We start from the raw sequence: 13,648 nt of genomic DNA on the forward strand, positions 1-13,648 counted from the left end.
AAGAGCCTGTCCATTCCTTCCTCCTCGACGCTGCTGAAGGCTGCAGCATCCGGCATCACGCCGGACGAGGGAAAGGACATACGGACTTAGCCTTCTGGGCGGCGTCCCGGCGTGCGCCTGTGGATGACGACGGCGGGCGCGCGAAGCCGGCTTGACCCCGCTTCGTGTTCTGCTTTTGTTCTTGCCATGCCCCTCCGCAAGACCGTCACCATCGAATGGCAGGACGCCGGCTCCAGCCGCGCCTATTTCGTGCGCCCGGGCAGCCGGTCGCGCCCGTGGATCTGGTTCCGGGACGGCGACGTGCCGGCCTTCGAGGAAACGTCCGCCCGCTTCGTGGTCGAGAAGCGCGGCGGACGCTGGGTCGCGGTCGAACGGGTGGACACCTGACCGCAGGGGTCGCCCATTGACGGCGGACGCCCGCGGGCCGATCAAGGCGGCTCGATTTCAAGGAGACCCGCGATGACCCTCAAGATCGCCGCCGCGGCGGCCGCCTTCCTCGCCCTCAGCGCCGGCGCGGTGCTCGCGGCGGAGGCCTGCGCCTGCTGCAAGGACATGGCCCCCGGCGCCGCCATGGAGTGCTGCGACGAGATGAACGCTCCGGCCCCGGCTCCGGACGCACCCGCCCCGGCTCCGGCGCCCGCTCCCGAAACGCCGCAGAGCGGCGGGCACGCAGGTCACACGCCCGGCTAAGCCGCGGCGTCATCGTCACCCAGGACCGCCATGAACCGTTCTCCGACCATCCTTGACCGCCGGTCCATCCTGAGCGGCCTGTCCCTCGCCGCCTTCGCCGCCCCGGCCCTCGCCGCGCCGCCGAAGCGGATGACCGCCTACAAGACGCCCTGGTGCGGCTGCTGCGGCGGCTGGATCGCCCACATGCGCCAGGCCGGCTGGACCGTCGAGGTCGTCGAGCGCGAAGATCTCGCGCCGACCCGGGCGCAACATGGCGTTCCGGACCGGCTGGCCTCCTGCCACACGGCGGTCGTCGGCCCCTATGCGATCGAGGGCCATGTTCCGGCCGGCGACGTCGACCGGCTGCTCAGCGAACGCCCCGCCGCCCGGGCGCTGAGCGCCCCCGGCATGCCGGCTGGCTCGCCGGGCATGGAAGCCGCCGGGCGCGAACCCTATACGACCGTCCTGATCCTCAACGATGGTTCAACCCGCGTGTTCGGCCGCCACAACGGCGCCTGACGCCCGAGGCGTCGCGGGTGCGTTCCTGTCCGCAGCCGCCAGCCTGACGCGCGACGGGTTGAGCCAGCTCTGCACCGGCCGGTCGAAGCCATAGCGGAACACCGCCGCGGCCGCGAAGGCGCCGATGAAACCGATCGACCACAGCGCCCAGCGAACCCCCGACGACAGGGCGTCCTGGCCCAGGGCGTCGAGCAGGCCGAACCAAACGATACGGGTGACCTCATTGGTCAGGAACATCGAGAACGACATCAGGGCCAGATGTTCGATCAGGCGTGACGGCCTGCGCACCGATACGGCCCCGGCGGCCCAGATGATCACGGTCATCAGGCCCAGCGACAACAGGCTGAAGGCGCCGAAGGCCTGAAGGATGACAAGCGCGATGGCGGCGCCGACCCCGATCGCGCCGGCCAGACGGGATGCGACATAGACGCGTGAACCGTAGAAGGCCGCCGCGACCCCGAGCAGGAACAGCGGCAAGGCGCGCAGGACGCCGTAGCGCATCGGCAGGCGGTAGATCGGATCGCCGAGCCACAGCGAGGCCGCGAGGTCGGCGCCGACGACCAGCAGCGTCGCGCCGATCACCACGGCGATCGGCGCCCAGCGCCACAGGGCCCGGCAGATCCAGGGCAGCAGGAGGTAGCAGGCAATCAGGGCCGAGAGCGTCCAGGTCGGGGCGTTCCACCCCTGCCCGCCCGGCACGCCCCAGGCCTGGAGCAGCAGCACCTGGGCCGGCAGCTGCGACCAGTCGAACCAGCGCGGGTTGCTGGGCGCGATCCCCGCCAGAGCCGCGCCGCCGACGAGGACGACGAGGATAAGGCTGACGACGAGGTGGGCCGGAATGACCCGCAGCAGCCGCTGGCGCGCATAGGCGCGCAGCGACGCCTGACCGGCGGCGAGCCGGTCGCCGTAGATGCGCGCCAGGACGTAACCGGAGTCGATGATGAAGAAGTCGGTGAGCAGATAGCCGCGGTCGAACACCGGATGCAGCTGGGGCAGCGGGACCGGCGAGGCCTCGCGGAAATGGTAGAGGATGATCAGCGCCCCGACGATGAAGCGGAGCGCGTCGAGCCAGCCGCCGCGGGCGATGCGCGGTGGGCGGGACTTCATCGGCGCGGCGTCGCTGCGGACCATGGGCGCAGCCTAGTCCGCAACGGGGCAAGGAATGGTTATCAGCGCGGGCCGCTCACTTCGCCACCGACCCGGGCTTTGGCCCCGGCCGTGTGATCATGGGCGTAGCCGCCGTCGTCACTCAGGCTTCTTCCCCCGCTCTCGTTTCGGCCCGGGAGTCGCGGAGGATGTCGACGCCGCCCTTCACGGCGATGCCGGCCACGATTAGGCCCACGACCAGATCCGGCCAGGACTGATCCAGCCACAGGACCAGGCCACCCGCGATCAGGATGCCGCCGTTGGAGGCGAAATCGTTGAAGCTGAAGGTCTCGGCGGCCTTCATGTTCACATCCTCGCTGCGTTGGCGCCGGATCAGTTCCAGGCACACCAGGTTCACGATGGCGGCGACCACCGCCATGCCCATCATCGTCCAGCCTATGGGCTCCGTCCCCATCAGCGTTCGTCTCAGCACGTCCAGCAGGACGCCCGCAGCGAAGATCAGCAGCAGGATTCCGGAGGCCCGGGCGGCGCGGGTCTTCCAGATCAGGGCGCGGCCCACCGCCAGAAAGCTGATGAGGTAGACGGCGGAGTCAGACGCATTGTCCAGGGCATTGGCCAGCAGAGCGCTGGAATCGGCGAGCAAGCCGCCGATCCCGAGCCCTACAAACAGGGCGGCGTTGAGGATCAACACCACCAGCAGGGTGCGGCGCTGGACGCCTTCCGTCTCGTCTCGTTCGCTCATCAATCCTCGATCCCTTCCGCCTTGCGATGCTTCACCGCCTTGGCGGCGAAGGTGGGCAACACCAGCAGTGTCAACGCAGTCGCCGTCAAAAGGCCCCCGATGACCACTGTGGCCAATGGTTTCTGGACCTCGGCCCCGGCCCCGTGGGCGATGGCCATGGGAATAAAGCCCACGATGGCCACCAGGGCGGTGGTCAGAACCGCCCGCAGGCGGCTGGACGCCCCTTCGATCGCGGCCTCACGCGGCGCCAGGCCCGCCGTCAGCCGCTCGCGGATGGCCTGCATCAGCACCAGGCCATTCAGGGTCGCCACCCCCGAGACGGCGATGAAGCCGACCGCCGCCGAGACGGAGAAGGGCATGCCGCGCAAGAGCAGCGCCAGGGCCCCGCCGACCAAGGCGAGCGGGACGCAGGCGAACACCAGACCGGCTTCAGCGAATGAGCCGAGGGCCATGAAAAGCAGGACCCCGATGAGGATGAATACGATCGGAACCACGAGGCCCAGACGCTGTTCGGCGCGCTTGAGATTCTCGAACTGACCGCCCCAATCGAGCCGGACGCCCGGCGGAAGATCGATCCGCTCCACCCGCGTCTGCGCATCCGTGACGAAACCGCCGAGATCCCGGCCGCGGACGTTGGCCTGCACCACCATGCGCCGACTGCCGTTGTCGCGGCTGATCTGGTTGGGCCCCTCGGCGGTCTGGATGCGCGCCACCGAGGACAGGGGCACCACCACGCCGGTGGAGGAGACGATCGGCAGGGCGGCCAGGCTGGTTGGATCGTTGCGGGTCGCCTCGGGCAGACGGACGACAACGTCGAAGCGCCGATCCCCTTCGAAGATGCGTCCAGCCTCTGTTCCGCCGATGGCGGTGGAGACCGCCTCCGAGACGTCCGCCGCCGACAGGCCGTAGTTGGCCGCCGCGAAGCGGTCGACGCTGACCGTCAGCGTCGGCAACCCCGACGCCTGTTCCACTCGAACGTCGGCGGAACCCGGTGTTTCCTCCAATGCGCGAGCCACCTGCTCGCCGACCCTCTGCAGGGTGTCGAAGTCGTCGCCGTAGACCAGCACCGCCAAATCGGTCCGGACGCCGGAGATCAGTTCGTTGAAGCGCAGTTCGATTGGCTGGCTGAACTCGAAATTATTGCCGATCTGCTGACTAACCGCCTCCTCTATGCGCTCGATGAGCGCCTCCTTTTCGAGGCCCGGGTCTGGCCAGTCGCCTCGGTCCTTGAGGATGATCACGCTGTCGGAGATGTTACGCGGCATGGGATCGACGGCGGCCTCCGCCGTGCCGGTGCGCGAGAACACCGTCTCCACCTCGGGCTGGGCTTTGACGACCCGCTCGAGGGCCATCTGCATAGCCAGGGACTGGTCCAGCGAAGCGGACGGCACCCGCAGGGCCTGCATGGCGATATCGCCCTCATCGAGGGTGGGAATGAACTCCCGGCCGAGGGTGGCGAAGGCCAGACTGCCGACGACCAAGGCGCCCAGGGCCGAGGCGAGCACGACACGGGGCTTGTCTACGGCGGCGCTGATCGCGGGTTGGATCCAGCGGCGGGCGAAGCGCAGGACGCGGGTTTCGTGCTCCTGCACGCGGTCGTTGGCGTCGAGGTGGGCGCTTTTCGGGTCGCGTACCAGCAGCGCAGTCATGGCCGGGACGAAGGTGAAGGAGAAGATGAAGGCGCCGACCAGGGCGAGCATGACGGTCGCCCCCATGGGAATGAAGGTCTTACCCTCCACGCCCTCGAGCATCAGCAGGGGGGTGAAGACCAGCAGAATAATCAGCTGGCCGAAGGCGGCCGGCTTCACCATCTGCCGGGCCGCGGCCATGGCGACGTCCAGTCGTTCGTGACGGCTGAGCATGCGGCCCAATTCCGCGCGCCGCCGGGTCATCATCAGCAGGGTATTCTCCACCACCACCACCGCCCCGTCGACCAACAGGCCGAAATCCAGGGCGCCGAGGCTCATCAGGTTTCCGCTGATGCCGAAGCGGTTCATGCCGATGACGGCGAACAGGAAGCTGATCGGGATCATCAGGGCGGTGATGCTCGCCGCCCGCAGGTTCCCCAGCAGCAGGAACAGCACGACGATGACGAGCAGGGCGCCTTCGGTCAGATTGCGCGCCACCGTGCCGATGGTGGAGTTCACCAGGGCGCTTCGGTCGAGCACGGTCACCGCCTCGATCCCGGGGGGCAGGGTCTCGCGCACCTCCTCGAGGCGCTCTCCGGCGGCCTGGGCCACGGTGCGGCTGTTGCCGCCGGCGATCATCAAGGCCGTGCCGAGCACCGACTCGTGGCCATCGCGGCTCGCGCCGCCCAGCCGCGGAGCTTGCCCGACCTCGACCGTCGCCACATCGGCGACGCGCACCACCAGGCCGCCCCGGTTGACGACCGGGGCCTGGGCAAGATCCTCGACGGTGGAGGCCAGGGCGTCGGTCCGGACGGTCAGCGCCTCGCCGCCGCGCTGGACGTAGCCGGCTCCGGCCTGGGTGTTGGCCCGCTCCAGGGCCGTGACGAGGTCGCCCAGCCCCAGCCCATACGCTGACAGGCGGGCGGCGTCGGGGCGGACGGCGTATTCCTTCACATAGCCGCCGATGGTGTCGACGCCGGCGAGCCCGGGCGTCGTCCGCATCTGCGGCGCGACAATCCAGTCCTGAACAGTGCGCAGGTAGGTGGCGCGCGCCTCGGGCGTGGTCAACCGCTCCCCCTCGGGGGTCAGGTAGACGCCGCCTGGCTGCCAGCCGGGTTGTCCCGGCCGGGCGAGGTTGCGGCTGTTGAACGGCAGATAGTCCACGGTCCACATCAGGACCTCGCCGAGGCCGGTGGTGATCGGCGCCAATGCCGGCTCCACGCCCTCGGGCATGCTTTCGCGCGCCTGGGCGAGGCGTTCGGCCACCTGCTGGCGCGCGAAATAGATGTCCGTCTGGTCGGTGAAGATGACCGTGATCTGGCTGAAGCCGTTGCGGCTCAACGAGCGAGTGCTGGTCAGTCCGGGAATGCCGGCCATGGCCGTCTCGAGCGGATAGGTGACCTGCCGCTCGATCTGTTCCGGCGCGAGCGCCGGGGCGACGGTGGTGATCTGGACCTGCCGGTTGGTGATGTCCGGAACGGCGTCGATCGGCAGCTTGGTCAGTTCGAACAGACCGAGCGCGGCGACCAGCGCGGTCGCCAACACAACGAACCAGCGGAAGCGCACCGAGGCTTCAATGATGGATTTGAACATGCCGCGCCTCAGTCGTCATCGCCGGCCTCGCCCTTGGCGAGTTCGGCTTTCAAGAGAAAGGCGTTGGCGGCGGCGATGCGTTCACCCTCGTCGAGGCCGCGCAGGATCTCCGTGCGCCCTCCCGCCTGACGACCGGCCAGCACCGGGACGGCCCGGAAGCCGCCCTGGACCTGAACGAACACGACCGTCGCGCCTTCGATGGTCTGCACGGCTTCGCTGGGGACCGTCAGGCCGCCGGGGACGGCATCGCCCGTAACGATGGCGCCGGTGACGGCGGATCCCGTCGGCGGCAGCGACACGCCCGACGGCCGGGCCCGAATGATCGTCGCGCCGCTCTCGGCGCCGGCGCCGGGCGCCACGCCGGTGACGACGGCTTCGAATTCCCCGTTGGGCCCGGTCGCCCTCAGGCGCGATCCGGCGCGGACCTGGGCGGCCAGAGCCGGCGGCGCGTTGAAGACCAGTTCAATCCGCGCGGGGTTGGTGACCTCGGCGACGACGCCGCCCTGGGGGACAAAGCCTCCGGGGCCGACCTGCACCGAGGTGACGACGCCCGAAATCGGGCTGGTCACGCTCAGCCGTCCCGAAGCGTTTGGCGATCCGGCCGCCGAAGCCCTGGCGCGGGCGGCGCGCGCCGACGCCTCGGCGCTGAGTGACTGGGCTCGGGAGGTCTCCACCTCCTGCCGGGCCACCACGCCCTGGTCGGCCAGGTTGCGATCGCGCTGATAGGCCTGGCGCGCGGCTTCGGCCTGCGCCACCGCCGCGTCGGCGTCGGCGCGGAAGGTCGCGGCGTCGCCGCTGACCAGTGTGGCGAGGGCCTGACCGGCGCGCACGGACTGCCCCGGCGCGACGAGCACGCGCTCGACCCGGCCGCCGACCGAGGCGGCCACGGCGGCGCGCGCATCGACCATGGGCTCGACGCGTCCCGCCAGCCGGGTCTCTGACCCGCCGCCGGCGCCGACGGCGACCACGGCGATGCCGGCGGCGCGGATCTGTTCGGCCGTGAGCGCCACGACGCCTTCGGGGGCCTCGGCGCCCTCGCCTTCCGCGTGCCCCTCCTCTTCCGCGTGACCGGCCTCGCCCTCGGCGGCCGGCCGCGCGTCGGAGCGATTGAGAGCCAGGAACAGCCCGCCGCCTCCGAGCAGGACGACGGCGGCGACGCCGCCAATGAGCAGCGTTCTGTTGGATTGCGGCTTGCGCATTATTGGACCCCTCCGAAGGGTGCGCGCGCTTGCAGGCGCGCGAGATCGATTTCGGCGCGGACGCGCGCCAGGCGGGCGTCGACGGCGGCGTTGCGGGCGGTGATGAGGGCGGCGCGGGTTCCGCGCAGCTCCAGTTGCGAGATGCGGCCGGCCTCGAAGCCGATCCGGGACAGGCGATAGGCTTCCTCGGATGAGGTCACGCCGGCGTCGGCGGCCGCGACGCGGCTCACCGAGGCGTTCAGCCGGGCGACCGCGGCCTGACCGTCGGCCTCGGCCTCCTGGCGCGCGCCGGCCAGGCGGGCGTCCGCGGCGCGGAACTCGGCCTGGGCCGCGTCGATATTGCCGCGGTTCCGGTCGAACAGGGGCAGCGGCATGCTGATGCCGAAGGTCAGCGCTGTCGCATCCTCGGCTTCGTAACGCCGAACGCCGACGCTGGCGCTAACGTCGGGCCGCGCGCGCACCCGCTCGACGGCGATCCGCCGTTCGGCCGCTTCGCGTTCAGCCTCGGCGACGCGAACGGCCGGCGCCCCGGGAGCGGCTTCGATGGCCGTCCGGGTCGGCGCGTCGTCCAGCAGGCTGTCGACGATCGAGGTGACCGGCGCGGGCAGCATCGCGACAGCCGTCAGGCGGGCGAACGCCGCGTCCCGCTCGGCCTGCGCCTCGTCACGGGTCGCGCGGGCCGCCGCCGCCTCGCTCTCGGCCTGGATGCCGCGCAGCATGGGCTCGCGTCCCTCCTCCACGAGCACCAGGGCGGCGCGGGCGTCCGCGATGGTCAGGCTGAGCGCCTCCTCGGCCAGGGCGAAGCGCCGCTCGGCGGCTTCCGCTTCGGCGTAGGCGAGTGCGAGCCGTCCGGCGGCGTCGACGACCGCCTGATCGCGACGCAGCGAAGCCGTTCCGGCCTCCGCCCGCGCCACCTCGACCCGGGCGCCGCGCCGGCCCCACAGTTCGAGGTCCTGGGTGAGCGAGAGCGTGGTCTCGGCGTTGTCGTAGCCGGAAAAGGGACCGCTGCCGAAGGCGTTCTCCGCCTCGAGGGCGGCGGTCGGGTTGGGCCGCACGCGCGCCTGGCGCACCCGGGCCTCGGCCGCTTCGAGCAAGGCGTCGGCCTCGGCCGCGGCGGGGCTGGCCCCGATGCGCTCAAGCAGGGTCCGGAAGGATGGCGCGGGATCGGCCCAGGCCGGGCCGGTCAAGGCGGTCGTCAGGGCGACCACAGCGCAGCCGACCGCGAAAGGCGGCAAGCGGCGAATAGGGGATGGCATGTCTCATGTCCCGGAAGGTTGACGTGAAGGGCGCGCGCGAACGCGAGGTCACGTCAGGTTCTGGGCGGGCGCATGGGACCGGCGGGCATCCGGGAGGCCGGCGCCTGATCGAGCGATGGCGCCAAGGGCGCGCGATCGAGGGCCATCGACCTCATGTCGTCAATGGCCGGCGGCGCGGTAATGCCGCAATGGTGGCAATGGCCGTGGGCGCAGGCGACCTGACCTGCTGCGTCCTTGCGTTCGCCGTGACCTGTATCGGACACAGCGACGACGTCCGACGCGGCCAGGCCTTGCAAGCTTCCGGTCTCGGGTGCGCAGGCGAAGGCGTCGGCTGCGGAAACCAGGACGAACAGGGCCAGGAACGACGCGAGCAGCGCCGCCATCCACCCATGCCTAGTCGAGGGAAACCCCATGCCGTCCCATAACACGGTGCGCCGCGACATCAATCGCCTCATCGTCGCACCGCCCGATACAGAGAGATGGATCCGGTGGCGGTCGGGATGACATCGAGCACTTGAACCTGTGTGAAGCCGGCCTCGGCCATCAGCGTAGGCAGAACGCCGTCGGCGTTCGGTTGGGTGTTTTCGTAGCCGTCCAGAGACTGCACCAGGCGGAAGAGCACGCGCATCGCACCCGACTGGCGGCCGTAGTCCGCGACATGCAGCGTTCCGCCCGGCTTGAGCGCCCGCAGGCTCGCGGCGAGGCCCGCTCGCTTCTCGGCCATGGGCAGCTGATGGAAGACCAAGCTGGAGACCACCTTGTCGGCGGCGTCCTCGCCCAGGAGCGCCGCCACATCGCGCGAAAACCCCTGGATGAAACGGACGGCCTGACCTGCAGCGGCCGTCTTCGTCTCGGCCCGCCTGAGGATGTCGCCGTCGGGATCGAGGCCGAAGATGCGCGCGTCCGGCGCCCGGTTCGCCATGGCGATCGCGAATGAGCCGGTTCCACATCCAAGATCGATGATCGTCTCGCCAGGGGACGGAGCCACCTGTTCGAGAAGGCGGCTCCGCCACAGCGGTTCCCGGGTCAAAAGCGCGATGGCCGGATCATACAGCCCGCTCAGGGCTGTATGGCCGAGCGCGGGGGTGAAGTTCGCGGTCACGCGGCGGCCTTCAGTTCTTCGCGGGACTGACGAATGATCGACCAGCCGGATTGCAGGAAGACCACCGCCAGGATCGCGCCGGCGATCAGGTCGGGCCAGCGAGAGGCGGTCAACCAGACGGCCACGCCCGTGGCCGCGACCACCAGGCTCTGGATCAGGTCGTTGCGCGTGCACAGCCAGACCGAACGGACATTGGCGTCGCCTTCGCGATGGCGGACCAGCAGCAGCGCGGCCAGGGCGTTGGCGAAAAAGCCCAGGGCGCCCAGGCCGGTGATGACGACGCCTTCCGGGGGCGCCCCCGAGGTCGCCCGCCAGATCGCGTAGCCAAGGATGAACAGCGCCAGCGCCGCGAGGCTGGCGCCCTTGATGATGGCGGCCCCGGATCTCACGGCGACCGAGCGCCCGATCACGGCCAGGCTGATGCCGTAGGTGGCGGCGTCGGCCAGGAAGTCGAGGGCGTTGGCACCCAGCGAGGCCGAGCCCTGCAGGGCCGCGCCGCCGGCGATGGCCAGGAAGGCGGCGCCGTTGATAGCGATCACCGCCATCAGGATGCGGCGATAGGCCGGCGTGGCGCCGTCGAACTTGACGGCCGCGCCGCAGCCGCAGCCGGCGGCCGCCGGTTCGGGGGACGAGAGGGAGTCAGTCATCGAAGTCCGCCTTTCACCACGAGAATGCATCCTCCAGTCGCTCGAGGATCAAGAACAAAAATGGATGCCTCGCCCAAAAAGACGCGGTTTGGCGGAACCGACTTGATCCTCTAGTAGCTAGAGGACGCACAATCGGACGAAATCCACAGGAGGCCTCATGATCACGATGCACCCGTCGCGACGCGGTCCCAGCCGCATGCGGGCGATCGCCTTCTCGTTCTTCATGCTGATCGCCGCTCTGGATCAGGCCGCCAAGGCCGCGGCTCGCGCCCGACTCGAGAGCCCGGTGGACCTCACGCCGTTCCTCGCGCTGCGTTTGGGATTCAATCCCGGCGTCACCTTTGGCCTGTTCGCAGACTCGGGCGCGGTGGGACGATGGGCCCTGAGCGCCGTGGCATTCCTGATCATCGGCGTCCTGCTGACCTGGATCTGGCGTACGCGAAGCGCCGTCACGGCGGTCGCGGCGAGCCTCATCGCCGGTGGAGCGCTCGGGAACCTGCTCGATCGTCTGCGCTCCGGCGCGGTGACGGATTTCATCGATCTTCATTGGGGCGACGCGCACTGGCCGACCTTCAACCTCGCCGATGCGGCCATTGTTTGCGGCGTGGCGCTGCTCCTCCTGACCGTCCGGGGCTCGGACGGCCGCCCGGCGACGTCGACCCTGGGACGGGCGGCGCGATGACCTTTTCCGCCGAACAGAAGGCGATCGCCGTCCGTTCGGGGTTGGCGATTCTCATCACCGCTGCGGCGGTGGCGTCAGCTTGGCTATGGCTTTCGCCACGTCTCCTGGGCGCCGCGCCGGACATGGCGACAGCTGATCGGCTGGCCTACGCCCTGAAGGCGGACCTCCTCGTTTTCCTGTGGCTCGCCGGTTGTTTGAGGGCCGTGGCGAGCATCCGGTTCCGGTCCGACGCCGACCGGCCGGGTTCCGCCTATGCGGCGCCCAGCTCGAGGCTCGCCGTGCCTGCCGCCGTGCTTCAGAACACCCTGGAGCAGACGGTCCTGGCGGTGGGCGCCCACCTGGTGCTCGCCACCGTGCTGCGCGGCGAGGAGATGGTCGTGCTGCCGGTGCTGGTCGCCCTCTATCTGATCGGCCGCGTGTTGTTCGCCCACGGTTATGCCCGGGGCGCGGCGGCCAGGGCCTTCGGCATGGCCCTTACCGGCGCTTCCACGATCGCCGCCTTCGGCGCCGCCATCGTCCTCATGGGGCTGGGCCGATGATCCTTTTCCGTCCTGCGCCTGCCGCCCTTCAGCCCGCTGCTGCGAGATGATGCGATGACCCTGCCCTCCCCGGCCTCGTCCGGCCTGCGCCCTATCGGCAAGCTCGCCGCGGCCACCGGCGTCAAGGTCCCGACCATCCGCTTCTACGAGGAGATCGGCCTGCTTCCCGCCGCCCCGCGCACCGCCAGCGACCGGCGGATGTATGACGACGCGGCGGAACGCCGCCTGTCGTTCATTCGGCATGCACGGCAATTGGGCTTCGATCTGGACTCGATCCGCTCCCTGCTGGATCTGTCCGATCACCCTGATCGGCCCTGCGCCGAAGCCAGCATCCTCGCCGAACGTCATCTGGCGGAGGTGACGCATAAGATCGCCCGACTCCGGGCCCTGCAACGCGAGCTTTCGCGGATGACGGCGGAATGTGCCGGCGGCCGCGTGTCCGCCTGCAAGGTGATCGAAGCCCTGCACGATCCCTCGGCGCCGGTTTGAAGACGAACCCGACCCGGGTTTGCACCGCTCCTCGGCCTCGCCGTGCAGGTCGGCGCTGAAGGTCAGAACGGGCCCGGGATGATGCAGGAGCCATTGGGTCACCGCGACGTTTTGAGTAATCCCGCGGCCCTCGTCGCGCTCCCTTCGTCCATGGAGGACTTCGATGGCGCATCGATCGACACAGCGACACGCCGATCAGACGTTCGCCCTTTTGACGGACCCGTACAGGCGCATCTCCCGCCTGTTCGAGCAGGCCGGCGCGGACGCAATCGAGACCCGTCTGGCGCTGAAGGAGACGGCCTGTCTGAGAGGGCGCGAAGCGGCCCAGGTCTTCTACGACGAGACCCGCATCTCGCGCGCGGGCGCCATGCCGGCGCCTGTCCGACGCACACTGCTCGGCGAAGGCGGCGTCCAGGGCCTGGATGGCGAAGCGCACCGCGCCCGCAAACGCGTGTTCATGGCTCTTATGTCGCCGGAACGGATCGCGCGGCTGGGCGACCTGTTCGAGGCGGAATGGCGACGCGCGGCCGTTGAATGGGCTGGCCAGGAAGAGATCGTGCTGTACGACGCCCTGCAGCCGGTGCTCACCCGCGCCGTCTGCCGCTGGGCGGGGGTGCCGCTGAATCCCGACGACGAAGCGAAACGGGTCAGTCACCTCAGGGCGCTGTTTGACGCGGCAGGATCGCGGGGGCCTCGCCACCTGTGGTCGAGGTACGCGCGGCGACGCGTCGACGCCTGGCTGGCCTCGATCATCGAGGGCATTCGCGCCGGACGACTGGCGCCGGATCCAGACACCGCCGCCTACGCCTGGGCCTGGGCGAGCGCGGATGATGGCGAACCGTTGGCGGCCCGGACGGCGGCGGTCGAACTGGCCAATGTGCTGAGGCCGACCGTGGCGACCTCGGTCTATATCGTGTTTGTGGCGCACGCGATGCAGGCGCACCCCGCGGCGGCCCGTCTGGCCACCGCGGACGCCGGCCGCCGCCGCGCCTTCGTTCAGGAGGTGCGACGCCTTTATCCGTTTTTCCCGGCGGTGATCGGGCGTGTGCGCGCGCCGTTTCGCTGGCGCAACCTTGACTTCCCGGTGGGTCGGCAGGTGATCCTCGATCTCTATGGCTCCAATCACGATCCTGCCGTCTGGACCGATCCCGACGAATTCCGGCCAGAGCGTTTCATCGACGGCTCCGGGGACGCGTTCGGCCTGATTCCCCAAGGCGGCGGGAACGCCCTGACCGGTCACCGTTGTCCCGGCGAAAGCATCGTCGTCGAATTGATGGAGCGGGCCCTCGGCTTGCTCGCCGGCCTGAACTACCGGCTGCCGGCTCAGGATCTGGAGATCGACTTCCGCCGCCTTCCGGCCCTCCCCAGGAGCGGGTTCCGAATGATGACGCGTCGGACTTCCCCGCGTGAGGGCGGCGCCTGATGTTTGCTCATGCGGGTGGCCGGCGCCTTCGTCCCTCTTTCACTTACAGCGAA

General features: G+C 69.9%; 15 protein-coding genes. 7 read left to right on the forward strand and 8 right to left on the reverse strand.

The features are described 5' to 3' along the window. The first annotated feature begins 186 nt into the window (after positions 1–186). From H2037_RS10675 to H2037_RS10685, 3 genes are all read left to right on the forward strand, one after another. On the forward strand, positions 187–387 hold the full coding sequence (locus H2037_RS10675; protein ID WP_066550996.1) for a hypothetical protein: 201 nt from the start codon (positions 187–189) through the stop codon (positions 385–387). Between the two features lie 72 nt (positions 388–459). Continuing rightward, positions 460–690, forward strand: a complete 231-nt coding sequence (locus tag H2037_RS10680; protein WP_054765671.1) for a hypothetical protein — start codon at positions 460–462, stop codon at positions 688–690. Between the two features lie 30 nt (positions 691–720). Further along, a complete protein-coding gene (locus H2037_RS10685) occupies positions 721–1,188 on the forward strand; it encodes a DUF411 domain-containing protein (RefSeq protein ID WP_066550992.1) in 468 nt (155 codons plus the stop codon). Here H2037_RS10685 and H2037_RS10690 read toward each other — a convergent pair. From H2037_RS10690 to H2037_RS10725, 8 genes are all read right to left on the reverse strand, one after another. Then, the gene (locus H2037_RS10690; RefSeq protein ID WP_292121433.1) at positions 1,153–2,319 is read right to left on the reverse strand and encodes an acyltransferase; all 1,167 of its coding nucleotides are present in this window, start codon (positions 2,317–2,319) and stop codon (positions 1,153–1,155) included. The two genes, H2037_RS10685 and H2037_RS10690, sit on opposite strands and share 36 nt — an antisense overlap. Before the next feature lie 118 nt (positions 2,320–2,437). Further along, positions 2,438–3,037, reverse strand: coding sequence for a cation transporter (locus H2037_RS10695; protein WP_054765668.1), 600 nt, complete (start codon positions 3,035–3,037; stop codon positions 2,438–2,440). Then, complete coding sequence (locus H2037_RS10700; protein WP_292121436.1) at positions 3,037–6,258, reverse strand: CusA/CzcA family heavy metal efflux RND transporter; 3,222 nt, start codon at positions 6,256–6,258, stop codon at positions 3,037–3,039. Before H2037_RS10700 ends, H2037_RS10695 begins: the two co-directional genes overlap by 1 nt. 8 nt (positions 6,259–6,266) lie before the next feature. After that, on the reverse strand, positions 6,267–7,457 hold the full coding sequence (locus tag H2037_RS10705) for an efflux RND transporter periplasmic adaptor subunit (RefSeq protein ID WP_292121438.1): 1,191 nt from the start codon (positions 7,455–7,457) through the stop codon (positions 6,267–6,269). Beyond that, on the reverse strand, positions 7,457–8,713 hold the full coding sequence (locus tag H2037_RS10710) for a TolC family protein (protein WP_292121440.1): 1,257 nt from the start codon (positions 8,711–8,713) through the stop codon (positions 7,457–7,459). The genes H2037_RS10705 and H2037_RS10710 overlap by 1 nt, the downstream gene beginning before the upstream one ends. A gap of 53 nt (positions 8,714–8,766) precedes the next feature. Further along, positions 8,767–9,096: a hypothetical protein gene (locus H2037_RS10715; RefSeq protein WP_066624846.1), complete on the reverse strand. Its 330-nt coding sequence runs from the start codon at positions 9,094–9,096 to the stop codon at positions 8,767–8,769. 68 nt (positions 9,097–9,164) lie between these two features. Then, positions 9,165–9,815, reverse strand: coding sequence for a class I SAM-dependent methyltransferase (locus H2037_RS10720; protein ID WP_054765663.1), 651 nt, complete (start codon positions 9,813–9,815; stop codon positions 9,165–9,167). Then, the gene (locus H2037_RS10725) at positions 9,812–10,462 is read right to left on the reverse strand and encodes a cation transporter (protein WP_054765662.1); all 651 of its coding nucleotides are present in this window, start codon (positions 10,460–10,462) and stop codon (positions 9,812–9,814) included. The genes H2037_RS10720 and H2037_RS10725 overlap by 4 nt, the downstream gene beginning before the upstream one ends. A 196-nt stretch (positions 10,463–10,658) precedes the next feature. Between H2037_RS10725 and lspA the strand changes: the two genes are divergently transcribed. From lspA to H2037_RS10745, 4 genes are all read left to right on the forward strand, one after another. Further along, complete coding sequence (gene lspA, locus H2037_RS10730; protein ID WP_054766930.1) at positions 10,659–11,144, forward strand: signal peptidase II; 486 nt, start codon at positions 10,659–10,661, stop codon at positions 11,142–11,144. Continuing rightward, positions 11,141–11,683 (forward strand): MAPEG family protein, encoded by a 543-nt coding sequence (locus H2037_RS10735; RefSeq protein WP_054765661.1) that lies wholly within the window; start codon positions 11,141–11,143, stop codon positions 11,681–11,683. The genes lspA and H2037_RS10735 overlap by 4 nt, the downstream gene beginning before the upstream one ends. A gap of 84 nt (positions 11,684–11,767) precedes the next feature. Continuing rightward, positions 11,768–12,172 (forward strand): helix-turn-helix domain-containing protein, encoded by a 405-nt coding sequence (locus tag H2037_RS10740; RefSeq protein WP_082382792.1) that lies wholly within the window; start codon positions 11,768–11,770, stop codon positions 12,170–12,172. Positions 12,173–12,335: 163 nt separating this feature from the next. Beyond that, positions 12,336–13,595: a cytochrome P450 gene (locus H2037_RS10745; protein WP_054765659.1), complete on the forward strand. Its 1,260-nt coding sequence runs from the start codon at positions 12,336–12,338 to the stop codon at positions 13,593–13,595. Positions 13,596–13,648: the final 53 nt, after the last annotated feature.

Source organism: Brevundimonas sp. (genome assembly GCF_013912065.1).
GTDB lineage: Bacteria > Pseudomonadota > Alphaproteobacteria > Caulobacterales > Caulobacteraceae > Brevundimonas.

Excerpts from the sequence above, each read along its gene's own strand:
- H2037_RS10710 (WP_292121440.1), bottom strand. The coding sequence starts at position 8,713 with ATGCCATCCCCTATTCGCCGCTTGCCGCCTTTCGCGGTCGGCTGCGCT.
- H2037_RS10700 (WP_292121436.1), bottom strand. The coding sequence starts at position 6,258 with ATGTTCAAATCCATCATTGAAGCCTCGGTGCGCTTCCGCTGGTTCGTT.
- H2037_RS10685 (WP_066550992.1), top strand. The coding sequence starts at position 721 with ATGAACCGTTCTCCGACCATCCTTGACCGCCGGTCCATCCTGAGCGGC.
- H2037_RS10690 (WP_292121433.1), bottom strand. The coding sequence starts at position 2,319 with ATGGTCCGCAGCGACGCCGCGCCGATGAAGTCCCGCCCACCGCGCATC.
- H2037_RS10745 (WP_054765659.1), top strand. The coding sequence starts at position 12,336 with ATGGCGCATCGATCGACACAGCGACACGCCGATCAGACGTTCGCCCTT.
- lspA (WP_054766930.1), top strand. The coding sequence starts at position 10,659 with ATGCGGGCGATCGCCTTCTCGTTCTTCATGCTGATCGCCGCTCTGGAT.
- H2037_RS10705 (WP_292121438.1), bottom strand. The coding sequence starts at position 7,457 with ATGCGCAAGCCGCAATCCAACAGAACGCTGCTCATTGGCGGCGTCGCC.
- H2037_RS10725 (WP_054765662.1), bottom strand. The coding sequence starts at position 10,462 with ATGACTGACTCCCTCTCGTCCCCCGAACCGGCGGCCGCCGGCTGCGGC.
- H2037_RS10715 (WP_066624846.1), bottom strand. The coding sequence starts at position 9,096 with ATGGCGGCGCTGCTCGCGTCGTTCCTGGCCCTGTTCGTCCTGGTTTCC.
- H2037_RS10680 (WP_054765671.1), top strand. The coding sequence starts at position 460 with ATGACCCTCAAGATCGCCGCCGCGGCGGCCGCCTTCCTCGCCCTCAGC.
- H2037_RS10735 (WP_054765661.1), top strand. The coding sequence starts at position 11,141 with ATGACCTTTTCCGCCGAACAGAAGGCGATCGCCGTCCGTTCGGGGTTG.
- H2037_RS10695 (WP_054765668.1), bottom strand. The coding sequence starts at position 3,037 with ATGAGCGAACGAGACGAGACGGAAGGCGTCCAGCGCCGCACCCTGCTG.
- H2037_RS10675 (WP_066550996.1), top strand. The coding sequence starts at position 187 with ATGCCCCTCCGCAAGACCGTCACCATCGAATGGCAGGACGCCGGCTCC.